This window comes from Parvibaculum sp. (assembly GCF_030694575.1).
GTDB lineage: Bacteria > Pseudomonadota > Alphaproteobacteria > Parvibaculales > Parvibaculaceae > Parvibaculum.
This window is the reverse complement of the sequence record NZ_JAUYUS010000016.1, coordinates 81,635-104,509: the sequence shown is the minus strand read 5'-3', so window position 1 is coordinate 104,509 and position 22,875 is coordinate 81,635. Positions and strand designations below refer to the sequence as shown.

Here is a 22,875-nt window from a genome sequence, read left to right as displayed (position 1 = left end):
GAAATCAACATCGCACGGTAGTTCTGCCGGTTGGAGGCCAGCACCCGGCCGAAACGATCCACTATATCGCCGCGCAGCGGTGCGAGAAGGCGCATGCTGACGCGGTTTTCCTCGGCAAGCATCCGGTATTGATCCGTCTTCCTTACCTGGAGGTAGTACATGCGGCCCGCCAGCGCGACAAAGGCAATGCCTTGCACGCCGGCGAGGAGCGCTGCCCGCCGGGTGAACGTCTGATAGCGCCCGCTGTCCCGCCCGCTTATCTGCATGACCAGCTTCCCATCGTCCCGCCCTAATTACCCTGCAGGACGCGCGTCTGAATACGCCCGAAAAGCATAACAAAGATCGGGAATACCGCCACCGTGACCGCCATGTGCCGGGCCACGGAACCTGGCGGAACGAACATGCCGTGAATAATGGAAATGATTGCCCATGCAAACGCGCCAGCGAAAGCCGCCGCGAACAGGAAGCCGACCCAGAATACCGAGAATGGCGCATTGACCACGAGCATGCGCTGCGAAATCACCACTGCATATGTGACGACATAGACGAAGGCCCAGAGACCGATCGCACCGCCGGACAACAAGTCGAAGATGAGCCCGACGGCAAATACGGCCAGCGGCGGAAACATCTCCGGCCGCACGATGGCCCAGTAGTAGATGGCCATGAGCGGAAAGGCCGGTGTGAGCGGCGAACCGACGATGCGCCCCAGCGGCACGAACGAAAGCAGGACGCAGGCCAGCCCCATCGCAAACGGCATCACCGTCATGACGATACGTCCGGCGCGGGCAGCGGGTGTCGGTGAATAGGGTTCGAGGCGGGGCATGGATTTACTGCGCTCCCGCCGTCGGCGCCGGTGAGGCACCACCTGCATTGCTGCCAGTGTTGGTGCCGGCTGTGCCCGGGCCCGGCAATGTCACAGGGCCGGGTGGCGGCGCGGAGGTTACCGGCGGTCCCTTCAGCACTTGGGGCGGGTCCTGCCGTTTTACCTGTGACGGAAATTCATATTGCAGCACCCGCACGAAATCGAGCCTGCCCCTGTCGCTGAACGTCTGTACGCGCAATCCGCCGTCGCTTGTCTGGATAACGAGGCCAACCGGCAGCCCGGCGGGAATCAACCCGCCGTCACCCGACGTGACCACGCGGTCGCCCGGCGACACCGCACTTTGCGCCGCAAGATATTCAAGCCTCGGCCAGGCTGTATTATCGCCGGCCAGGACGGCATTGTAATGCGCGGGTTCAATGATGACCGGCACGCGGCTGTTGAGATCGGTGAGCAGCAATACACGGCTCGCCTTGGGTCCGGTCGAGACGATCCGGCCGATGAGCCCATCCGTGTCGATGACGGCCTGCCCGCTCTCGGCGCCCTTGTCGGAACCGACATTCACCAGCACCGTATCGACAAAGGGCCCCCCGGAATCGCTGACAACCCGCCCGCTCACATAATTGATCGCCGGGTCCACCTGCACGTTGAGCAGCGCTTCGTAGCGCGCCACCTTGGCCTGCAGTTTCAGCGCTTCTTCCTTCCACGCCAGAAGCCGGGCGTTCTCCGCGCGTAGCCGTTCGTTCTCGTCAAAGACATAGGCGTATTCGTCGGTGCGCTCGATGACGCGCCGCGTCGCGGCGACGGGACGGGACGCGACTTCGAGAAGCGGCGCCGCGAGATCGGTCACGACCTGTCGCGCCCGGTCGAAGACATAGGTTTCCGCGCGACCGAGCAACAGCAACGCCGCCGCAAGCGTCAGCATGAAGACAAGCGATATCCGGTGCGAGAACTCGCGGAACGGCAGAGCTGTACGATTCGAGTCCATTACGACTTACTGCTCTCTCGCCAAGGCCGGCCCGCCCGCTCCTGTCAGACGCTACCCGCCGGGAACCCCGGTCCCGGTATTCTAGTACACCGACGACAAAACGTGCTTCATGGTTCTGATGTGTTCAAGCGCCTTGCCTGTACCGAGCGCCACGCAGGACAAGGGGTCGTCCGCGATGCTGACGGGGAGACCCGTCTCGTCGCGCAGGACCTGGTCGAGATTCGCGAGCAGCGCGCCGCCGCCCGTGAGCACGATGCCCTTGTCCACGATGTCGGCCGCGAGTTCGGGCGGTGTCGCCTCAAGGGCGACTTTCACCGCCTCGACGATCGCGCCTACGGGTTCCGCGAGGCTTTCGGCAATCTGCCGCTGGCCGATTGCGATTTCCTTCGGCACGCCGTTCATCAGATCGCGGCCCTTGATCTCGATCGTCATGCCATCGCCATCCGACGGAATGGCAGCCGACCCGACTTCCTTCTTGATGCGCTCGGCCGAGGCCTCGCCCACCAGAAGATTATGGTGACGGCGGATGTAAGCGATGATCGCCTCATCCATCTTGTCGCCACCGACGCGCACGGAACGCGCATAAACGATGCCGCCGAGCGAGAGCACCGCGACTTCCGTCGTGCCGCCACCGATATCGACGACCATCGATCCGGTCGGCTCCGTCACCGGAAGCCCGGCGCCAATCGCGGCAGCCATCGGCTCCTCGATCAGATAGACGCGGCGGGCACCGGCGGAGAGCGCCGATTCCTGGATCGCCCGGCGCTCGACCGCCGTCGAACCCGACGGCACGCAGACGATGATCTGCGGATTGGCGAAGGAGCGCCGGTTGTGAACCTTGCGGATGAAATGCTTGATCATCTCTTCCGCGATTTCAAAGTCGGCGATGACGCCGTCCCGCATCGGGCGGATTGCCTGGATGTTGCCGGGCGTTCGGCCAAGCATCATCTTCGCCTCCTCGCCCACGGCAAGAACCTGCTTCTTTCCGCCCTTTTCGATGATTGCGACGACCGACGGCTCATTGAGAACAATCCCTCGTCCCTTGACGTAGACGAGGGTGTTCGCGGTGCCGAGATCGATTGCCATATCGGCCGAGAACATGCCGAGCAGACCGGAAAGCATGCGTGTTTCTATCCTCTGACAGTGGGTCGCCAGGCACGCGATGCACCGCGGCAACGGTTAATAATGCGCCACTCAAAGTGGCTTTTTTGTTAAGACGCGTCCGGAAACCGGCCGCAAATCAGGAAAAGAACGGCGGACCCCTTCCGCCATTCCCCGGTTAGCTCGACGCCACCCACGCGGAAGGCGCCGCCTTCTCGCGTTTGACGAGCAATTTGTTGAGCGCACTGACATAAGCCCGTGCGGACGCGACTAGTGTGTCGGTATCGGCAGCCCGGCCCGTGACGGTCTTGCCCGCCTCCTCCAGCCGCACGCTCACTTCCGCCTGCGCGTCCGTTCCCGCCGTCACGGCATGCACCTGATAGAGCTGCAGCCGCGCATCGTGCGGGAAGATCGCCTTGATGGCATTGAAAGTGGCGTCGACCGGACCGTCGCCGGTGCAGGTGACCTTCTCCGAAACCCCATCGACCACGAGGTCCAGCGTCGCCTCCTGCGGCCCCTCCGAACCGGCGATGACGCGAAGCGACGCGACGCGAATGCGGTCGTTGCCGCGGGCGACTTCATCGTCCACCAGCGCGACGATATCGTCGTCGAACACATGCTTCTTCTTGTCCGCGAGGTCCTTGAAGCGGTTGAAGGCATCCTGCATGGCGTTCTGCCCGAGATCGTATCCGAGCTCGCGCAGCTTTTCGCGGAACGCATGACGGCCCGAATGCTTGCCCATCACGAGAGAAGACTTGGTGATGCCGACGCTTTCCGGCGTCATGATCTCGTAGGTCTGGTTGTTCTTCAGCATACCGTCCTGATGGATGCCGGACTCGTGCGCGAAGGCGTTCTGACCGACGATGGCCTTGTTATACTGGACGGGAAAGGCCGTGACCGAGGAAACGAGCTTCGAGGCTCGCGCAAGCATCGTCGTGTCGATACCGGTGTCGTAGGGCATCAGATCCCGCCGGACCTTGAGCGCCATCACGATTTCCTCAAGCGCGGCATTCCCTGCCCGCTCACCGATGCCATTGATCGTGCATTCGACCTGCCGCGCGCCGGCGGCAACGCCGGCGAGTGAATTCGCGACCGCAAGGCCCAGATCGTTGTGGCAATGCGTCGAGATCACCGCACGGTCGATATTGGGCACCCGCTCGCGCAGCATCGCGATCAGCGCACCATATTCGCTCGGTATCGTATATCCGACGGTGTCGGGAATGTTGATTGTAGTCGCACCGGCCTTGATCGCGGCTTCCACGCACCGGCAGAGAAAGTCATGGTCCGTGCGTGTCGCGTCTTCCGGCGACCATTCGACGTTGTCGACGAGATTGCGTGCAAGCGAGACGCTGGCGATCACCGCATCCAGCACGGCTTCCGGCTCCATCTGAAGCTTGTGCTTCATGTGCACGGGGCTGGTCGAAATGAAAGTATGGATGCGGCCGCGCTGCGCGGGCTGCAAGGCTTCCGCGGCGCGCTCGATGTCCTTTGCGCCGGCCCGGGCGAGGCCGCAGACGACGGCGTTCTTCACGACTTTCGAAACTTCGCGCACGGACTCGAAATCGCCATTCGACGCAATGGGAAAGCCGGCTTCGATCACATCGACGCCCATCGCGTCGAGCAGCTCCGCCACCAGCAGTTTTTCGTCAAGCGTCATCGATGCGCCGGGCGACTGCTCGCCGTCGCGAAGCGTGGTGTCGAAAATCAGAACATTGTCGTGGGGCATGGTCTCGTCAGCGTTTGCGGTCACAGTCCGGTCTTTCTCGTCTCCCGCGCCCGTCCGGCGGTCTGCGGTTCTGTCTCGGTTGATCTTGTCTTGCATCCCCTGAGAGCCCGCTTCCACTTTCCGGTAACGGCGCTCAGGGGCGGCTAAGGAGAAGGACCTCACCGATTCTCAGCATACGAACGATCTGCGACGAAACTGAGGCAAAACCGGCGGCGAGCGGCAGGCGCGGCGCAAAGTTCCTCGCCTCCATCGCCTCGCTTGCGGTCAACCGGGCCATCATTGTCTCCGTCCGCCTCGCCCGCGGATTTCCGAACCGGAATTTCGCGAATCGCCGTCTTCGATTTCAATGCGGGCACGCGCCCGCAGCCAACGCGGCGCTAACCATAGCGGCCAGAAAACTAAGAGCGCGTTAAGGCTAACCGGTCCCGCATCAGCACAAGGTTTTTACGCTGAAACCTCGCGCAAAAGCAATGGGCCCCGCCGAATTTCGACGGGTTTTCAAGGGTTTGGACGAGATCGCTGTGGCAGCTCCCGGACCTCGTGTTCGCGCCCCTCGATCCGCGCCCGGTGCCTCTTCACTGCATCCACGATGAATTCCATAACGGCGCGAACATGCGCAAGCTGGGCAAGATCGTTACGCGCCATGAGCCACATTTCGAGCGAGCCCAATACGTCGGGACCGAACACACGTTCGAGCCCCGGATCGACATCGCCGACGATGCAGGGCAAGGCGGCAAGTCCGAGGCCGCCGCGCGCCGCCTCCGCGCGCGCCTCGACGCTCGACGAGCGAAGCGCGACGCGGCCCGACTTCTCCGCGCGGGAGAACCACCACACCGGACCGAGCGGCGTTTCCGAGCGCGGGAAGCCGATGAGATCGTGGCCGGCGATGTCCTGCATGTGATGGGGCCGGCCGCGCGTTTCGAGATAGGCGGTGGAAGCATAAAGCCCGTATGCCATGTCGCCGATCTTGCGCATCAGCATGTCGCCCTGGGTAGGACGCGCGAGACGGACCGCGACGTCTACATCCTTGAGCGGATTACCTATTCTCGGCGCCGGCCCCAGCGAGCCGAAGCGCGGATCGGTCAGGATTTCGAGTTCGAGACCCGGATGCGCGCGCCGGAAGGACGGAAGTTCGACGGCCAGGAGGCGGGTGGCGACGACCTCGCCGGCCGCGAGGCGAACCGAGCCCTCGGCCCCCTCGCCCGCCGCCTCAAAATCGCGCGGAAGGGCGGAAAGCCGCCGATCCACGGGCTCCAGAGCCTCGACGAGCTTCTCGCCGGCGGCTGTCAGGCGGTAGCCAGTACGCTCGCGCTCGAACAGGCGGGCGCCGAGATCGTCCTCGAGGGAGGCCACGCGACGCAAAACGGTGGTCGTGTTGACGCCAAGCTGTTGCCCCGCGCCGGAAAGACTGCCCGCTGCCGCTACGGCAAGGAAGAATCTCAGGTCATCCCAGTTCATGGAAGAGAGGATAGCGCCTCGTCAAACGAGATGAAATGCGGAAATGCAAAAGGCAGTTTGCGGAAATGAAGGGGTCGACTGTCACACTACTGCAATAAAAACGTCACATAAGCCCCGTAGCCGGCCAGCAACAGAAGCGCCTCCCCCCGTCCGATCCGCGCGCCCGTCCACGCGAAGACGAGAAAGAGGACCGAGGCAGCAGCCATGACCCAGATGTCGAAGGAGGCAATGTCGGCCGGAACCGGAATCGGCTGCACGGCCGCAACGGTACCGGCAATGCCGAAGACGTTGAAGATGTTGGAGCCGATGACGTTGCCGATGGCGATGTCCGATTTGCGCCGGAAGGCGGCGAGGACGGAGGTCGCGACTTCCGGCAGCGAGGTGCCGATGGCGACCAGGGTGAGGCCGATCACGGAATCGGAGAGGCCGAACGCCGTCGCGATCTCGACGGCGCTGTCGACGAGCAGCGAGGCGCCGGCGACCAGCGCGACAAGACCGCCCAGCGCCATGACGATCTCGACGAAGAGCGCCATCTTCCGCCCCGGCTTCAGGAACTCGGCTTCGGCGGCATGGAGCTTCGCGGTGCCGTCCTGCCCCTTGCGGTCGGCGCGGCAGGTGTAGACGAGATAGACCGCGAGGAGCGCGAGAAAGCCGAACCCGACTTCCCGCGACAGGGCGCCGTAGACGCAGGCGGCGACCATCGCGACGGCTGCGATCAGAAGCATTGCGCCATCGCGCTTCAGCGCCCCGCGATCCACCGTCATCGGAAAGACGAGACCGGCAATGCCGAGGATGAGCAGGATGTTGGCAATGTTGGAGCCGACGACATTGCCGACGGCGATGCCCGGATAGCCCTGGAAGGCGCCTTCGAGACTGGCGACAAGCTCCGGCGAGGAGGTGCCGAAGCCGACCAGCGTGAGGCCGATGAGGAAGGGCGAGACGCCGAGGCGCGTGGCCAGCCCCGCCGCGCCCTTGACCAGAAACTCCGCCCCACCGAGAAGCAGCAGAAGGCCGACGACGAGAAAGAGATAGGTCAATCCGTGCTCCATGAACCGATGCCCGGAACGGGCCCCGTCAACATGGCGGAAGAGATAGCCCTCGCGCAACAGAACTGCGAGGGAATGGAAGCCGGAAAACGAAATTTATTTTGCGCCGGAGACAGGTCTGACGGTTACATCAAACCATCGATATGCCTCAAAGGTTGAAGCACGACATCGGCAATTGCTGCTTGTCCGACGTTGAATGCAATCCGGTATTCCGGATCGTCAACCATACTCTTGAATGCAGATCGACGTGGATATTGAACCAGCACGGCGGCATCCCATTCCTGCGCCTGCCCCGTCGTGAGCACCGGCAGACCATCGCCGCCGAAAAGGATTTTCGCACCAAATCGAGCGAGAATCGGCTTGGCCATTTGCAGGTATTCCAAATATCTCTCCCGCCCGCCATCCGGCGCGAACCGCAGGAGGTTCAACATTACGACGGCTGAATCGTCGTCTTCGGCCAGAAAGGCCTCGAAGGCGGCAGGTGAAAATGAAACCATTTATCTTTCCTCTGACATGGCACCGACGGTAAGGGCACCCGCCGATTGGTAGCGTGCCGGTGTGTCAGAAATTGTCAGCATCGAACGCCAGTCGCGATCCTGCTGCCGCCACTGCGTCACGATCGATTGACGTCTCCCGGGGTAGCGTTCCTCCAAAATCGTTTTCACACGCAAACGATCGATGCGGAAATGACGGAAGGCATATCTGCGTTCGCACCAGGCCGCCAATATACGGACATCGTCGAAATAGACGATGGTGATCGGCCAGACGATACGATCCGATAACGCACCTTGCGCGTCTTCATAGCCGATCGCAACTTTCCGTTGCCGGCGGATAGCATCCCGCAACAGAGCGGCCTGCGGAGGGTCCGCGGGCTCAGACGTCGAGGCCGCCGTTACGACAGCGGGTGATTGGGCGCTCGTTGAGCCGTTGTTTTTCGCGGAAAGTATTTTTGCCAAGGCGCTTTCGCTGCATCGTGCCAAGGCAGGATCAGCCCGCTGCCGCACCCAGCCCAGACCGAGAGCCAACGCGTCGAGTTCATCGGGCGAAAATGCGAGCTCCGGAAGAAAAAAGCCTTCTTTCAAACAATAGCCGATACCCGCTTGCCCTTCGATAGGCGCCCCTATCGAACGCAACGTGTCGATGTCGCGGTATATACTCCGCGGCGAGACACCAAGTTCGCGCGCGAGATCGGGGGCTGTAACGGGCATCCTGCGTGCGCGTAACACGCCGAGCAGCTCGAATAGTCGACTTGTTCTCGACATGTACGGAACCTCCTCGACAAACGCTTTGGGTCAGGCCAACCGGGGTCGCATCGGACATGAGCGAATGTCCGCTTTGCGAGCATGCCATACTTCAGACGAACGAGATTTATTTTGTACCGGAGACAGGTCTGACGGCATCCGCCGCCTGCTTCGCCACCTTGCGCGCCTCGTCCGTATCGGCGGCGCGGGCGAGTGCGACACCCATGCGGCGGCGCTCGAAGGATTCCGGCTTGCCGAACAGGCGGATGTCGGTGCCGGGCAGCGCGAGCGCCGCCTCGACGCCCTCGAAGGCGATGCCCTTCTCTTCGAGCCCGCCATAGATGACGGCACTGGCGCCGGGCGAGATCGTGTCGACGGTGACGGGGAGACCGAGGATCGCGCGGGCATGGAGCGCAAACTCGCTCTGATATTGCGTGATGAGCGTGACGAGGCCGGTGTCGTGCGGTCGCGGGCTCACTTCCGAAAACCAGACCATGTCGCCCTTCACGAAAAGCTCGACGCCGAAAATACCGCGTCCGCCCAGCGCCGCCGTAACCTTCGCCGCGATGTCGCGCGAGGCGGCGAGCGCCTTGCCGCTCATTTTCTGCGGCTGCCAGCTTTCGACATAATCGCCCTTGACCTGTCGATGGCCAACCGGCGCGCAGAACTGCGTTTCGATCTCGCCGCCCTCGCCTCGCGCTCGAACGGTGAGCTGCGTGATCTCGTAGTCGAAGTCGATCAGCCCTTCGACGATGACGCGCGGAGTTTCGACGCGGCCGCCCGCCATCGCATAGTCCCAGGCTTTGCGGATGTCCTCTTCGGAATGCAGCAGGCTCTGCCCCTTGCCGGAGGACGACATGACCGGCTTCACGAAGCAGGGAAATCCGATGCCTGCCGCTATTGCATCCTTCAGTTCCTGCGCCGTGGAGGCGAAGGCATAGGGCGAGACGGGAAGCCCGAGTTCTTCCGCCGCGAGGCGGCGGATGCCCTCGCGGTTCATGGTGAGCTGCGCGGCGCGCGCGGTCGGGATCACTTCGGCGAGCCCGTCCGCCTCGATGCGCGCCAGTTCGTCCGTCGCGATGGCCTCGATCTCCGGCACAATGAGATGCGGACGCTCCTTCTCGACCAGCGCGCGAAGCGCGTGTCCATCCGTCATGGCGATGACGTGGCTGCGATGCGCGACCTGATGCGCCGGCGCATTCTCGTAGCGGTCGACAGCGATCACCTCGACGCCGAGCCGCTGCAGCTCGATCGCGACTTCCTTGCCGAGCTCGCCCGAGCCGAGAAGCATGACGCGGAATGCGGAAGGGGAAAGCGGTGTGCCGATGCGCATGGAGCCTCCGGAGGTTGGACGGAGGGGGTTTAGCACATTGGGTATTGGATGTGACACACCCCCTGTTTCGTCATTGCGAGGAGCGAAGCGACGAAGCAATCCAGGACCGCTTGCTCTGTCGCCCCTGGATTGCTTCGCTGCGCTCGCAATGACGATTTGAAGAGGATTGCCAAGCCTGCCGTCTTCTGATAACACTTGAACAGTTGTTCAATTGAAAGCTTACCGTATGGCTTCCGCCGCAGGTCTGAAAAAACATGCCCCCTCACCCATCCCGTCGCTGCGCGACGACAAGACGATCGAGCTGGCCGACATGTTCAAGATGCTGGGCGACCCGAGCCGGCTGCGCATCGTGATCGCGACGCTGGAGGGACCGCGCTCGGTGGGCGAGATCGCGGAGGCGCTCGGCCTCTCGCTTTCGCTGGTAAGCCACCATCTGCGGCTGCTGCGCGCGGCGCGGCTGGTGACGGCGGACCGGCGCGGCAAGCAGATTTTCTACATGATCCACGATCAGCATGTAGCGCATGTCATCGCCGACATGATCGCGCATGTGAACGAGGACGCGGAATGAGCATGGCATATCTCTTCCCACCCTCCCCCTGTGGGAGGGTCGAAATTTGCGAAGCGAATTTCGGGGAGGGGTTGCAGCGGCAGCTGAATCGAAAGCGCGTCGTTGGAGGAGAGCGGAGCCCCCCTCCCCAAACGGCTTGCAGCCGTTTGACCCTCCCACGGGGGGAGGGTGGAAGGAAAGCGGGATGACTGCACATCAACATAACCATTCGCACGATCACGGCACACACGGCCACGCCCACGGGCTCGGCAACGAGCGCCGGGTGATGCTGGCCATGTGGCTGACGGGCGGCTTCATGGTGGTGGAGGCGCTGGGTGGCATCTTCTCCGGCTCGCTGGCGCTGATCGCCGATGCGGGACACATGCTGACCGACACGGGCGCGCTGATGCTTGCCTGGATGGCGACGCGGTTTGCCCGCCGCCCGGCCGACGTCGCCCATTCCTATGGCTATGCGCGCGCGGAAATCCTCGCCGCCTTCGCGAACGGCATCGTGATGATCGGCGTGGTCCTCTGGATTTTCTTCGAGGCCGTGGGCCGCATCATGGAGCCCGCGCCCGTTCTCGGCGGGCCGATGCTTGTCATCGCGGCGGCGGGACTCGCCGTCAACATCGTTGCGTTCACGCTGCTTCACGGCGGAGAAAACAATCTCAACATGCGCGGCGCGGCGCTCCATGTGCTCGGCGACATGCTCGGCTCCGTCGCCGCCATTGTCGCCGCCATCGTGATCCTTTTCACCGGCTACACGATTGCCGATCCGATCCTCTCGGTGCTGGTGGCGCTTCTCATCCTCCGCAGCGCCATCGCCATCACGAAGGAGAGCGCGCATATCCTGATGGAAGGAACGCCGGCGGGCACCGACGGGCGGACGATTGCCGACGACCTGATGGAAAATGTCGAGGGCCTCGCCGACGTGCATCACGTCCATGCCTGGTCGCTCGGCTCCAACCGCGCGGTGGCGACGCTGCATGCACAGTTGAAGCCGGAAGCAAACGCAGGCACCGCGCTCGACGCCATCAAGACGCGGCTGGCGGAAAAATTCGGCATCGGCCATGCGACGGTGCAGATCGAGCCGGAGGAGTGCCCGGATCACAATGACGGCGGTCGCAGGGATTGATCGGCTTTTCCACCATCCCCTGTGTGGAATAATTTAAATTCATTGCGCCTTCCATGTTGCGATGCGGTATGCTCGGCCAAGGTGCGTAAAGGGGCCGGGGATGACATATTCCATCGATTATCTGGACGATGACGACGAGGAACCGCGCGAACCGGGATGGCTGTCGCATCTCGGCGAACTGCGCATCTTCGCGGAACTCGGCACGCTGATGCCGGCGCTCCCCACGCTGCTGGCGGCGCCGCGCGGCGACGGCCATGCGGTGCTCGTGCTGCCGGGCGTGCTGACGGGCGACGAATCGACTTTCATCATCCGCCGCTATCTCGACGAACTCGGCTATGTGACGCATCCCTGGAAGCAAGGTCACAACTGGGGCCCGAGCCGGGAGCTGCATGAGCGCCTGCGCGCGCGGCTGCAGGAACTGGCCGCGCGCTACGGACGGCGCATCAGCATTGTCGGCTGGAGCCTTGGCGGGATTTTCGCGCGCGAACTGGCGCGGGAATTTCCATCCATCGTGCGCCAGGTCGTGACGCTGGGGAGCCCCTTCGGCTCGGACTACAGCATCGACGGCAGCCGCAAGCCCGACTCCGCCGCGCGCCGCCGCGTGCCGCCGCCGGTGCCCTGCACCTCCATCTATTCGAAGAGCGACGGCATCGTTTCGTGGGAAGCCTGCCGCGAACGGGAAACGCCGCAGACGGAGAATATCGAAGTGCCCGCCACCCATATCGGCATGGGCTTCAACCCGCTGGTGCTCTGGGCCATCGCCGACCGCCTCGCGCAACCGGAAGACGACTGGGCGCCGTTCGACCGGACGGGGTTTCACGGGGTGTTTTACGGGTAGTTGGGCCTGCGCCAAAACGCCCATGGATCCCGGCTTTCGCCGGGACGACATTGATGGTGTAGTGTTTTCCAAAAGAACGGGAAACGCGCCATGAGCCTGACAGAACAAGAAAAGCAACTCATCGAAAAATCCATCGAGCGCGTGGCGGATGTCGCCGGCGATCCGGCCTCGCATGTCTATGCGCGGCTGTTCGAGCAGCAGCCGGAGATGGAGGCGCTGTTCGTGCTCGATACGGACGGGAAGGCACGGGGGCACATGCTGTCGGAAGCGCTCGACTGCGTGTTCGATTATCTGGGACCGCGCGCCTACGCGCCCGTGCTGATCCAGAGCGAAATGACCAACCATGACGGCTTCGGCATCCCGCCGCGCGTCTTCGCGACATTCTTCAACGTGGTGATGGAGACGTTTCGCGACTTGCTCGGCGACGAGGGGACGTCGGAGACGGATGCGGCCTGGGCCACGCTTCTCGGCGAGTTCGACGCGACGATTGCGGAACATGCGGCGAAGAGCGGAACGGCGGTGGTGTGACGATCTTTTTCCACCTCGTCCAAAATAAAATTGTCATCCCGGCGAAAGCCGGGATCCATGAGCGGCACGTCGAATAAAAGCCTCGCCTGCGCAGGACGACAGGCCCATGGACCCCGGCTTTCGCCGGGGTGACATTTGTTTCTTATCCTTCCTGTACTCGCACCCCCGCGATCCTCGCCGCAGCTTCGAAGCCGATGCGGGGGCTTGAGAGAAGGGGCGCGCGGAGCGCGCCGGCGAGCGCGGCGGCGGGAGCCATCGAAGCCTGCGCGAGGACGAGAAGGTCGACGTGCTTCGATGCATCCGACAGGCGCGCGGCGACGCCTTCGTAATAGTCGTCGAGGCGGCCTTCGCGAAAGGCGGGCCAGACGTCGTCGAACAGGAATTCGCGGATGTCGCAGTCGCGCCCTGCCCGCGCGGCGGAACTCGCGATCAGGTCGCGCGTCGGCGCGAGCGTCGGCGCCAGCGTCGCGCAGATGCCGATGCGGCCGGCGTCGCGGACCGCGCGGTCGGCCATCGGCCGGTCGATGCGCATGACGGGCACATCCGCCTCGCGCGCTGCCTGCTCCGCCGCTTCGCCCAATGTCGAACAGGTGCAGACGACGACGCGCGCGCCGCCCTGCGCCAGCGCGAGCAAAGCCTCCTGCGTCCTGAGCGACGTCGCGGGCGTGAGGCCGCCCGCTTTCTCCGCCGCGATCAGCAGGTCTTCGCGCACGGCATGCGCGATCGCGAGGCCGGGCGCGAACTCGTCGCGCAGCGCGTTGAAGGTTTCGATATGGATCGCGGCGGTGTGCAGGAAGGCAATCGCCGCGCCGTGATATTGAAGCGATGGAGGCATGGGCCTCTCCTCAAAGAAAAAGGCCCTCCGCGATCTTCGCGGAGGGCCCCATGTAAGTCGGGCTGATGCGAGATCGCGTCAGTTCTTGGCCTTGTCTACGAGTTTGTTCGCCGAAATCCACGGCATCATCTCGCGCAGACGGGCGCCCACCTCCTCGATGGGGTGAGCGGCGGCGGCGGCGCGCGTCGCCTTGAAGCTCGTCTGGTTGACCTTGTTCTCGAGCATCCAGTCGCGCGTGAACTTGCCCGACTGAATGTCGTGCAGAACGCGCTTCATTTCCGCCTTCGTCTCCGGCGTGATGATGCGCGGGCCGGTGACGTATTCGCCGTACTCGGCCGTGTTCGAGATCGAGTAGTTCATGTTGGCGATGCCGCCTTCATAGATCAGGTCGACGATCAGCTTCACTTCGTGCAGGCATTCGAAATAGGCCATCTCCGGCGCGTAACCGGCTTCCGTCAGCGTTTCGAACCCGGCGCGGATGAGCTCGACCAGACCGCCGCAGAGCACGACCTGCTCGCCGAAAAGGTCCGTCTCGCATTCCTCGCGGAACGTCGTCTCGATGATGCCGGCGCGGCCGCCGCCATTGGCGGAAGCGTAGGAAAGGCCGACGTCATGGGCGTTGCCCGTCGCGTCCTGATGGACGGCGATGAGCGAGGGGACGCCGCCGCCGCGCTTGTATTCCGAACGCACCGTGTGGCCCGGGCCCTTCGGCGCGACCATCAGCACGTCGATGTCCTTGCGGGGCTCGATCAGGTTGAAATGGATGTTGAGGCCATGCGCGAAGAGAAGCGCCGAACCCGGCTTCATGTTCTCGTGCAGGTCGGCATAATAGATGTCGGCCTGGAGCTCGTCCGGCGTCAGCATCATCAGCACGTCGGCCCATTTCGCGGCGTCGGCGACCGTCATCACCTTGAGGCCCTCGCCTTCCGCCTTCTTGGCGGTGGCGGAACCGGCGCGGAGCGCCACGGCGACTTCCTTCACGCCGCTGTCGCGCAGGTTCAGCGCATGGGCATGGCCCTGGCTGCCATAGCCGATAATGGCGACTTTCTTGCCCTTGATCAGGTTCACGTCCGCGTCGCGGTCGTAATAAACGCGCATGGTTTCTATTCCTTCGGTTCGTCTCTAAATCACATCGCTTCCGGACCGCGGGCGATCGCCACCACGCCTGTCCGCGACACATCCACGAGGCCGAGCGGCCTCATCAATCCGATAAAGGCGTCGATCTTCGACGACGTACCCGTCACCTCGAAGACAAACGACGTATGCGTCGTATCGATGACGCGGGCGCGGAAGGCATCCGACAGCCTGAGCGCCTCGACGCGGCGCTCGCCGGTGCCGGCGACCTTGACGAGCGCCATTTCGCGCTCGACGGAATTCGTCTCGACCGTCAGGTCCATGACCTTGTGGACGGGGACGAGCCTGTCGAGCTGCGCCTTGATCTGCTCGATCACCATCGGCGTGCCGGCGGTGACGACGGTGATCCGCGACGTGTGCTCCGCCTGGTCGACCTCGCCCACGGTCAGGCTCTCGATATTGTAGCCCCGGCCGGAAAACAGCCCGACCACGCGCGCAAGCACGCCCGCCTCGTTGTCCACGAGGATGGCGATGGTGTGCCGCTCGACTTTTTCGTCCGTGCTCATGCGCGTCTCTGTATTGTGAATGAGGCTTTTGGGGAAGCTTATTCTGGCGTTTTCCCCGTCAGACCAGCATTTTGCCCTCTTCCGAGACGGTCGCCCCCTCGGCATCGTCGCCCAGGATCATCTCGTTATGGGCCGCTCCCGATGGGATCATCGGATAGCAGTTCTCGAACTTGTCGACCATGCAGTCGAAAATGACCGGGCCCGGCGTTTCGATCATCTTCCTGATCGCCGCGTCGAGTTCGGAGGGCTTTTCGGCCCGGATGCCCGTCGCGCCATAGGCCTCGGCGAGCTTCACGAAATCGGGCAGCGAATCCGAATAGGAATGGGAATAGCGGCCCTCATGGAGCAGTTCCTGCCACTGGCGGACCATGCCCATATATTCGTTGTTCAGGATGAAAATCTTGACCGGCAGCATGAATTGAACGGCGGTCGAGATTTCCTGCATGCACATCTGGATCGAAGCCTCGCCCGCAATGTCGATGACGAGGGCATCCGGATGCGCGATCTGGACGCCGACGGCGGCGGGCAGACCGTAGCCCATGGTGCCGAGGCCGCCGGACGTCATCCAGTGCTTCGGCTCCTCGAAGGGGAAGTGCTGCGCCGCCCACATCTGGTGCTGGCCGACTTCCGTCGTGATGTAGGTCTCGCGGTGCTTCGACAGTTCATAGAGCCGCTGGATCGCCTGCTGCGGTTTGATGACGTCTTCGCTGGTCTTGAAGGAGAGCGACTTGCGGCCGCGCCACGTCTCGATCTGCTTCCACCAGTCCGCCAGCGCGTCCTTGTCCGGACGGCGCGCCTTCGACTTCCAGATGCGCAGCATGTCCTCGAGCACATGGGCGCAATCGCCGACGATGCCGACATCGATGCGGACATTCTTGTTGATCGACGAGGCGTCGATATCGACATGGATCTTCTTCGAGTTCGGCGCGAAGGCGTCGAGACGCCCCGTCACGCGGTCATCGAAGCGCGCACCGATATTGATGAGCACGTCGCAATCATGCATGGCGTTGTTGGCCTCGAAGGTGCCGTGCATGCCGAGCATGCCGAGCCACTGCTTGTCGGAGGCCGGATAGGCGCCGAGACCCATCAGCGTCGAGGTGATCGGATATCCGGTGAGACGCACGAATTCGCGCAGCAACTGGCTCGCCAGATTGCCCGAATTGATGACGCCGCCGCCGGTGTAGAAGACGGGCTTCTTCGCATTGGCGATGAGGTCGACCGCTTCCTTGATCTTGTCGATGTCGCCCTTGACCTTGGGACGATAGGTGCGGTGAACGACGTTCTGGGGGCCTGCATACTCGCCCTTCTGGAACTGGACGTCCTTCGGGATGTCAATGACAACGGGGCCGGGACGGCCATGCGTCGCGACATAGAACGCCTCGTGCATGACGCGCGCGAGTTCCGGCGCGGACTTCACGAGCCAGTTATGCTTGGTGCAATGGCGCGTGATGCCGACCGTGTCGCATTCCTGGAAGGCGTCGGAACCGATGAGATGGGTCGCGACCTGCCCTGTCAGGCAGACGATCGGAATCGAATCCATCAGCGCGTCGGTGAGGCCGGTGACGGCGTTGGTGGCACCGGGGCCGGAGGTGACGAGAACGACGCCGGGCTTGCCCGTCGAACGCGCATAGCCCTCGGCGGCATGAACCGCGCCCTGCTCGTGGCGGACGAGGATGTGGCGGATATTGTTCTGCTGGAACAGCGCATCGTAGATCGGCAGCACGGCACCGCCGGGATAGCCGAAAATCGTGTCCACGCCCTGATCGACCAGCGCCTTGATGACGATTTCCGCGCCTGTCATTTCATGAGCCGCCATGGGTCCGGTCCTTCAAAACTCGAACGTCATGGCCGGCTTTCCGCGGGCCATGACGGTGAAAAGGCTTCTAAAAGCGCGCGCAACCTAGCCGCGCGTCAGGACCGGGTCAACCCCAAATCGTCAATAAACGGCAAGATTTTTGCCATTAGACTTTCCGAATCTTGCGCGGAAAAGGCATTCCACGCAATCATCTGCGTTCTAAGCCATGTTTCCTGCCGTTTCGCATAGGCCCGCGTCTCGGCCTTTCCGGCCGTCGCCGCCTCTTCCAGCCCGATTTCGCCCGCGAGATGCCCGATGAGGGGCCGCAGGCCCAGCGCCTTCATGGCGGGAAGCAGGGGATCGAGGCCGAGCGCGGCCATCGCCGCCGCTTCTTCCAGCGCCCCCTCCTCCAGCATCAGATCGAAGCGAAAGTCGCAGCGCGCCTGAAGCCAGGCCCGGTCCGGCATCAGCATGATTTTCGCGAAAGTACCGCTGACCAGCGGCTCCGGCGGTATCTGCTGCCAGGCACTCAGGGGGCGGCCGGTGGCGCGCGCCACCTCGATGCCCCGCGCGATGCGCTGCCTGTCCGAGGGACGGATGCCGGCGGCGAGCGCCGGATCGGCCTCGGCGAGGAGCGCATGGGCATGAGGCCCGGCATCAGCCACCTCGGCGCGGACAGCGGCGCGAATATCGTCGGGAATGGGCGGAATGGGCGCAAGACCCTCGACCAGCGCCCGGAAATAAAGCCCCGTGCCGCCGACCACGACGGGAACCCGCCCGCGCGCCGCGATCTCGCGCATCTTCGCCGCCGCCAGAACCGCCCAGCGCCCGGCCGAGAGCGGCGCTGCCGCCGCCGTCACGCCGTAAAGATGATGCGGGACCCGCGCTTCGTCGGCCGCAGAAGGCCGCGCCGTCAGCACCCGCATTTCCCGATAAACCTGCATGGAATCGGCGTTGACGATCTCACCGCCGAGCCTTTCGGCAAGCGCAAGCGCCAGCCCCGACTTGCCGCTGGCGGTCGGCCCTGCAATAAGGACGGCTCTGCCGACAGGCTCACTCACTGATGGCTCCGATACGGTTTTCGCGATGAAACATGTACTGACGCTGATAGGCAACAAAGCAACGCCGCTGGCAAGCGCGCATGTGGACGCGGCGCTCGCTGCCCTGCCCTCGCCCGGCGCGCCGGACTGGCTGGCGGCGGACCTCGCCTGCGACATTCCCTTCGACGGCGATCCGGCAAAAGCAGAAGCGGCGGCGCGCAAGGCGCTGGCCGGCGCGAAAATCGACCTGTCGGCGCAAGCCGCCGGCGGACGCCGGAAGAGACTCCTCGTCGCGGACATGGATTCGACCATCATCGGCCAGGAATGTATCGACGAGCTGGCCGCCGAGCTCGGCATCAAGCCGCAGATCGCCGCCATCACCGAACGCGCCATGCGCGGCGAGATCGAATTCGAACCCGCGCTTCGCGAGCGTGTCGGCCTGCTGAAAGGCCTGCCGCTCGAAGCCCTGCAAAAGGTCTATCACGAACGCATCACCGAGACGCCGGGCGCCCGCGCGCTCACCGCAACCATGCGCGCGCATGGCCATGCCTGCGCCCTCGTCTCCGGCGGCTTCACCTTTTTCACCGAGCGCGTCGCCCATGCGGTCGGGTTCAACGTCAATCAGGCGAACAGGCTCATCTTCGTCGACGGCAAGCTGACCGGCGGCATCGCCGAGCCGATCCTCGGCCGCGAGGCGAAGACCGAAGCGCTGGTGAGGCTGCGCGGCGAACTGGGCCTGCACCGCGAAGAGACGCTGGCGGTCGGCGACGGCGCCAACGATCTGGGCATGATCGGCGAAGCGGGACTGGGCGTCGCCTATCACGCCAAGCCCGTGGTCGCGGAAGCGGCGGACGCCCGCATCGACCATGGCGACCTGACGGCGCTGCTATATATGCAGGGCTACAGACGCGAAGAAATCGTGACGGGCCACTGAGGCGCTTCTAGCCGCCGAGGCGCAACGCGACGAAGCGGATTTCGCCGGCAAGCGACAGGCGGAACAGCACCGAGTTGCGCCCCGCTTTTTCTTCCGATTGCACGATCTTCTCGACATCCGCGGCCGACGATACGGGGCGCTGCGCCACCTCGACGATGATCTCTCCCGGACGAATGCCTTTTTCGGCGGCGGCGCTCAAGGGATCGACATCGGTGATGAGGGCGCCCGCCGTTTCCTTCGGCACGCCGAAACGCTGTCGCAGATCGTCGTTGAGATCGGCGAGAGCGAGGCCGAGGACGACGGTCGTTTGCGGCGAGGACCCCGCAGGACCGGGTATCTCCGTAGGCGCCACTTCTTCATCCTCCAGCCGCGCGACCTCGACCTTCCGCGTCAGCGTATCGCCGTTCCGAAAGAGCTGCACGTCCACCGTGGCTCCGATTTCCGCTTCGGCAACGACGCGCGGCAGGTCCCGCATGGTGGAAATGTTCTTGCCGTCGAAGGCGAGGATGATGTCGCCCGGCTCGATGCCAGCCTCGTCCGCGGGGCCGCCGGGGTTCACGCCGGCGACGAGCGCGCCGCGCCCCCGCCCGAGTCCGAGGCTCTCCGCGATTTCCGGCGTCACCGATTGAATGCGCACACCGAGCCAGCCGCGGCGCGTTTCGCCGTACTTCAAAATCTGCGCGACGACAGGCTTCACCGTGCTGGTCGGAACCGCGAAGCCGATGCCGACGGATGCGCCGGAGGGCGAGATGATGGCCGAGTTGACGCCGACAACGCGCCCGCTCATGTCGAACAGCGGTCCGCCGGAATTGCCGCGATTGATGGCGGCATCGGTCTGGATGAAATCGTCGTAATTGCCGGCATGGATATCGCGATTGAGCGCCGAGACGATGCCGGCGGTAACGGAGCCGCCAAGGCCGAAAGGATTCCCGATCGCAATCACCCAGTCGCCGACACGCGCCGTGTTGCTGTCGCCGAGTTCCACGAAGGGAAGCTTCCTGTCGCTCTTGACCTTGAGCACGGCAATGTCGGTTTTCGGATCGGTGCCGGCAACCGTTGCCGGGAGCGTCGTGCCGTCCGTGAACGTGACCTCGATCTTGTCCGCGCCCTCGATCACATGATTGTTGGTGATGACCACGCCGTCGGCGTCGATGACGAAGCCCGAGCCGAGAGACTGCACGCGCTGCGGGCGCGCGCCCTGCTGCTGCTCCAGAAACTCCTCGAAGAAGTCGTTGAGAGGCGAGCCGGGCGGGACGCCCGGAATGGTCATGTCGCCGGGCTGGAGAAGCTGCGAGGTGGAAATATTGACGACGGCGGGGGACAGACGCTCGGCAAGATCGGCAAAACTTTCGGGCGCGGCGCGCGCGAAGGCCGGAACGGCGGAAAACGGGGCGAGGACGGAAATGAGGAGCGCCGCAAAGAAGGTGCCGCGAAAGCCGAAAATAAAGTGCCGCGCCTGTCTCTCGCCGTTCGCCGATGCCATCTATACACGCTCCCCTGGGCCGCTACCCGCCGGACAAGCGGGGTCAGCTTCTATTGTGAGTTCGATTATGGACGAAATGAGGCGCAGATATTAACCGCGCACCAGCCAGACGATGAGAACGCCAAGCGCAAGGGCAACGAGGCCGCCCATTCGCAGCGCCTGATCCGGCTGGGCCGATACGGAAGCGAGCGCCCGCCGCATCGCCCCCGGAAAGGCGGCGTAAAGCGCGCCTTCCAGGGCAATGGCGAGGCCGAGCGCGGACAGAAGCTCAATCAATCCGGCCGCCCTTCACAACGTCAGCGACGGCCGCTTTCGTTACCGAAATAGCGGAAGAATTCGCTGTCGGGCGTCACGACCATGGTCGTGTTGTCGCCTTTCAGCCCTTCCCTGTAGGCTTCCATCGAGCGATAGAAGGCGAAGAACTCCGGGTCCGCCGAATAGGCTTCGGCATAGATGCTGTTGCGCGTCGCGTCGCCCTCGCCTCGGGCAATCTGTGCGTCGCGCTCGGCCTCGGCGACGATGACCGTGACCTCGCGGTCGGCGCGGCTGCGGATGCGCTGCGCTTCCTCGTTACCTTGCGCGCGGATTTCGGCGGCTTCGCGTTCACGCTCCGTCTGCATCCGCTGGAAAATCGCCTGGCTGTTCTGCTCCGGCAGGTCGGCACGGCGGATGCGGACATCGACCACCTCGATGCCGAACTGCTGGGCCGCACCGTTGAACGCCGTCTGGATGCGCTTCATCAGGCCGGCACGATTGTCGCGGACGAGTTCTTCCAGCGTGTGATCGCCGAGCACGTTGCGGAGCGACGACACGAAGTTGGGCTGCAACCTGTTGCTGGAATTACGCGGATCGCCGACGGACTGGTAAAAACGCAGCGAATCCACGATCCGGTAGCGCGCGAAGGCATCGACGACGAGCCGCTTGCGGTCCTTCGCGATGATTTCCTCCGGCGGAACGTTCAGGCTGAGGATGCGCTTGTCGATATAGACAACGTTCTGGATGATCGGCAGCTTCCAGTGAAGTCCCGGCGCCGTGACGACGGCACGCGGATCGCCGAACTGCAGCACGATCGCCTGCTGCGTCATGCCGACGGTGTAAGCGGAAAGATAGGCGATGAGCGCGGCGAGAAGGACGACGACGCCTGCGCCTATGGCAACAGATCTGTTCATCAGCGGCCTCCCGTCATTGTCTGGTTACTATTGCCGGATGAGGCCGGCGCGGCGGACGACGAAGACCGCCCTGCGGGCTTCAGTTCATTGAGCGGCAGATAGGGCAACACGCCCTGCCCGGCGCCGGACTTATCCATCAGCACCTTGTTCATGCCGCCGAACACATCCTGCATGGTTTCGAGATAGATGCGCCGGCGCGTCACGGCTTCGGCCTTCCTGTATTCGTTGTAGATGGAGGTGAAGCGCTTCGCATTACCTTCCGCTTCCGCGACGATCTGCTCGCGGTACGCTTCGGCGGCCTGCGTGATCTGCGCCGCATCGCCTCGGGCGCGCGGGATGACCGTGTTCGCGTAGGTCTGCGCCTGGTTGCGCAGGCGTTCCTGGTCGGCGCGCGCGGCCTGCACGTCACGGAATGCATCGAGCACCTGTGCGGGCGGATCGACCTTCTGCAGCTTTACTTCCGTGATCTCGATGCCGGCGCCGTAGCTGTCCAGCGTCGCCTGCAATCCTTCGCGGACCTGATTCTGCACTTCGTTACGGCCGACGGTCTGCAGCACTTCGATCTTCGACTGGCCGACCGCCTCGCGCATCATGCTTTCGGCGACCGCCTTGATGGCGAGATCGGTATTTTCCACGTTGAACAGGAAATCCGGCGCGTGACCCGCCTTGATGCGCCACTGCACGGAGAAGCTGATATCGACGATATTCTCGTCGCCCGTCAGCATCAGGCTTTCCTCCGGCACCGTGATCGGCGCGCCGCCGGATTGGCGCATGCCGATATCGATGCTGGTGATGTTCGTGACGGCGGGCGTCATCACCGTCTCGATCGGATAAGGGAATTTCAGGTGAAGGCCCGGCGCGGCGGAGCGAACATGTTCGCCGAAGCGCAGCACGATGCCTTCCTGGTTCGTATTGACACGGAAAAACGACGTGTAGGCGATGAGGCCGAGGATCACGAGGCCGACGAGAAAGAAAGGTCCGCGGCTGCCGCCCGTGCCGATGCCGCTGCCCGACCCCGTGCCGCCGCCACCCGGAAATATCTGCCGGAATTTTTCCTGCGCGCGGCGGATCAACTCGTCGAGATCCGGCGGCTGGTTGCCGCCGCCCGATGGACCCTGGCCCCATGGGCCCCGATTGTTGCCGCCTCCGCCACCCTGCCAGCCGCCGCCGCCGTTGTTATTGCTCCAGGGCATCAAAATTCCTTTGATTGCGAAGTGA

At 63.7% G+C, this 22,875-nt stretch carries 23 protein-coding genes and 1 pseudogene; 5 read left to right on the top strand and 19 right to left on the bottom strand.

What is annotated here, in order from left to right:
• From Q8S60_RS03195 to purT, 10 genes and pseudogenes are all read right to left on the bottom strand, one after another.
• Window positions 1-266 (bottom strand): annotated as a pseudogene (locus Q8S60_RS03195) (penicillin-binding protein 2); the annotation flags it as partial.
• Window positions 267-289: 23 nt separating this feature from the next.
• Window positions 290-823: a rod shape-determining protein MreD gene (gene mreD / locus Q8S60_RS03190; protein WP_305276543.1), complete on the bottom strand. Its 534-nt coding sequence runs from the start codon at window positions 821-823 to the stop codon at window positions 290-292.
• Between the two features lie 4 nt (window positions 824-827).
• Window positions 828-1,808 (bottom strand): rod shape-determining protein MreC, encoded by a 981-nt coding sequence (gene mreC / locus Q8S60_RS03185; RefSeq protein ID WP_305276542.1) that lies wholly within the window; start codon window positions 1,806-1,808, stop codon window positions 828-830.
• Window positions 1,809-1,889: 81 nt separating this feature from the next.
• Window positions 1,890-2,930: a rod shape-determining protein gene (locus Q8S60_RS03180; RefSeq protein ID WP_012111399.1), complete on the bottom strand. Its 1,041-nt coding sequence runs from the start codon at window positions 2,928-2,930 to the stop codon at window positions 1,890-1,892.
• A gap of 157 nt (window positions 2,931-3,087) precedes the next feature.
• Window positions 3,088-4,635 (bottom strand): 2-isopropylmalate synthase, encoded by a 1,548-nt coding sequence (locus Q8S60_RS03175; RefSeq protein WP_305276784.1) that lies wholly within the window; start codon window positions 4,633-4,635, stop codon window positions 3,088-3,090.
• A gap of 498 nt (window positions 4,636-5,133) precedes the next feature.
• A complete protein-coding gene (locus tag Q8S60_RS03170) occupies window positions 5,134-6,093 on the bottom strand; it encodes a LysR family transcriptional regulator (protein ID WP_305276541.1) in 960 nt (319 codons plus the stop codon).
• 86 nt (window positions 6,094-6,179) lie between these two features.
• Complete coding sequence (locus tag Q8S60_RS03165) at window positions 6,180-7,130, bottom strand: calcium/sodium antiporter (RefSeq protein WP_305276540.1); 951 nt, start codon at window positions 7,128-7,130, stop codon at window positions 6,180-6,182.
• Between the two features lie 134 nt (window positions 7,131-7,264).
• Window positions 7,265-7,636, bottom strand: coding sequence for a DUF1330 domain-containing protein (locus tag Q8S60_RS03160; protein ID WP_305276539.1), 372 nt, complete (start codon window positions 7,634-7,636; stop codon window positions 7,265-7,267).
• Window positions 7,637-8,401: a YafY family protein gene (locus Q8S60_RS03155; protein ID WP_305276538.1), complete on the bottom strand. Its 765-nt coding sequence runs from the start codon at window positions 8,399-8,401 to the stop codon at window positions 7,637-7,639. It lies immediately after the preceding gene.
• 106 nt (window positions 8,402-8,507) lie between these two features.
• A complete protein-coding gene (gene purT, locus Q8S60_RS03150) occupies window positions 8,508-9,713 on the bottom strand; it encodes a formate-dependent phosphoribosylglycinamide formyltransferase (RefSeq protein ID WP_305276537.1) in 1,206 nt (401 codons plus the stop codon).
• A gap of 226 nt (window positions 9,714-9,939) precedes the next feature.
• Between purT and Q8S60_RS03145 the strand changes: the two genes are divergently transcribed.
• From Q8S60_RS03145 to Q8S60_RS03130, 4 genes are all read left to right on the top strand, one after another.
• Entirely contained in the window at window positions 9,940-10,281 is a 342-nt protein-coding gene (locus Q8S60_RS03145) for a helix-turn-helix transcriptional regulator (protein ID WP_305276536.1), read from the top strand.
• 184 nt (window positions 10,282-10,465) lie between these two features.
• The gene (locus Q8S60_RS03140; protein WP_305276535.1) at window positions 10,466-11,395 is read left to right on the top strand and encodes a cation diffusion facilitator family transporter; all 930 of its coding nucleotides are present in this window, start codon (window positions 10,466-10,468) and stop codon (window positions 11,393-11,395) included.
• Window positions 11,396-11,495: 100 nt separating this feature from the next.
• A complete protein-coding gene (locus Q8S60_RS03135; RefSeq protein ID WP_305276534.1) occupies window positions 11,496-12,233 on the top strand; it encodes a triacylglycerol lipase in 738 nt (245 codons plus the stop codon).
• Window positions 12,234-12,323: 90 nt separating this feature from the next.
• Window positions 12,324-12,761, top strand: a complete 438-nt coding sequence (locus Q8S60_RS03130) for a globin (protein WP_305276533.1) — start codon at window positions 12,324-12,326, stop codon at window positions 12,759-12,761.
• Window positions 12,762-12,903: 142 nt separating this feature from the next.
• Here Q8S60_RS03130 and Q8S60_RS03125 read toward each other — a convergent pair whose 3' ends face one another.
• The 5 genes from Q8S60_RS03125 to miaA form a co-directional block, all read right to left on the bottom strand.
• The gene (locus Q8S60_RS03125; protein WP_305276532.1) at window positions 12,904-13,596 is read right to left on the bottom strand and encodes an aspartate/glutamate racemase family protein; all 693 of its coding nucleotides are present in this window, start codon (window positions 13,594-13,596) and stop codon (window positions 12,904-12,906) included.
• A 78-nt stretch (window positions 13,597-13,674) separates the two neighbouring features.
• The gene (gene ilvC, locus Q8S60_RS03120) at window positions 13,675-14,694 is read right to left on the bottom strand and encodes a ketol-acid reductoisomerase (RefSeq protein ID WP_012111386.1); all 1,020 of its coding nucleotides are present in this window, start codon (window positions 14,692-14,694) and stop codon (window positions 13,675-13,677) included.
• A 29-nt stretch (window positions 14,695-14,723) separates the two neighbouring features.
• A complete protein-coding gene (gene ilvN, locus Q8S60_RS03115; protein ID WP_305276531.1) occupies window positions 14,724-15,236 on the bottom strand; it encodes an acetolactate synthase small subunit in 513 nt (170 codons plus the stop codon).
• Window positions 15,237-15,294: 58 nt separating this feature from the next.
• Entirely contained in the window at window positions 15,295-17,052 is a 1,758-nt protein-coding gene (locus Q8S60_RS03110; RefSeq protein ID WP_305276530.1) for an acetolactate synthase 3 large subunit, read from the bottom strand.
• Between the two features lie 95 nt (window positions 17,053-17,147).
• Window positions 17,148-18,092 carry a tRNA (adenosine(37)-N6)-dimethylallyltransferase MiaA gene (gene miaA, locus Q8S60_RS03105; protein WP_305276529.1) on the bottom strand — a complete coding sequence of 315 codons (945 nt, stop codon included), beginning with the start codon at window positions 18,090-18,092 and terminating at the stop codon, window positions 17,148-17,150.
• Between the two features lie 25 nt (window positions 18,093-18,117).
• Here miaA and serB point away from each other — a divergent pair, with 25 nt between their 5' ends.
• A complete protein-coding gene (serB, locus tag Q8S60_RS03100) occupies window positions 18,118-19,005 on the top strand; it encodes a phosphoserine phosphatase SerB (RefSeq protein WP_305276528.1) in 888 nt (295 codons plus the stop codon).
• 7 nt (window positions 19,006-19,012) lie between these two features.
• Here the strand turns inward: serB and Q8S60_RS03095 are convergent, their stop codons facing one another.
• The 4 genes from Q8S60_RS03095 to hflK all read right to left on the bottom strand — a co-directional run bounded on the left by Q8S60_RS03095 (window position 19,013) and on the right by hflK (window position 22,850).
• Window positions 19,013-20,488 carry a DegQ family serine endoprotease gene (locus Q8S60_RS03095; protein ID WP_305276527.1) on the bottom strand — a complete coding sequence of 492 codons (1,476 nt, stop codon included), beginning with the start codon at window positions 20,486-20,488 and terminating at the stop codon, window positions 19,013-19,015.
• Window positions 20,489-20,578: 90 nt separating this feature from the next.
• The gene (locus Q8S60_RS03090; RefSeq protein ID WP_305276526.1) at window positions 20,579-20,764 is read right to left on the bottom strand and encodes a DUF2065 domain-containing protein; all 186 of its coding nucleotides are present in this window, start codon (window positions 20,762-20,764) and stop codon (window positions 20,579-20,581) included.
• Window positions 20,765-20,784: 20 nt separating this feature from the next.
• The gene (gene hflC / locus Q8S60_RS03085) at window positions 20,785-21,657 is read right to left on the bottom strand and encodes a protease modulator HflC (RefSeq protein WP_305276525.1); all 873 of its coding nucleotides are present in this window, start codon (window positions 21,655-21,657) and stop codon (window positions 20,785-20,787) included.
• Window positions 21,657-22,850 carry an FtsH protease activity modulator HflK gene (gene hflK, locus Q8S60_RS03080; RefSeq protein ID WP_305276524.1) on the bottom strand — a complete coding sequence of 398 codons (1,194 nt, stop codon included), beginning with the start codon at window positions 22,848-22,850 and terminating at the stop codon, window positions 21,657-21,659. The genes hflC and hflK overlap by 1 nt, the downstream gene beginning before the upstream one ends.
• Between the last annotated feature and the right edge of the window lie 25 nt (window positions 22,851-22,875).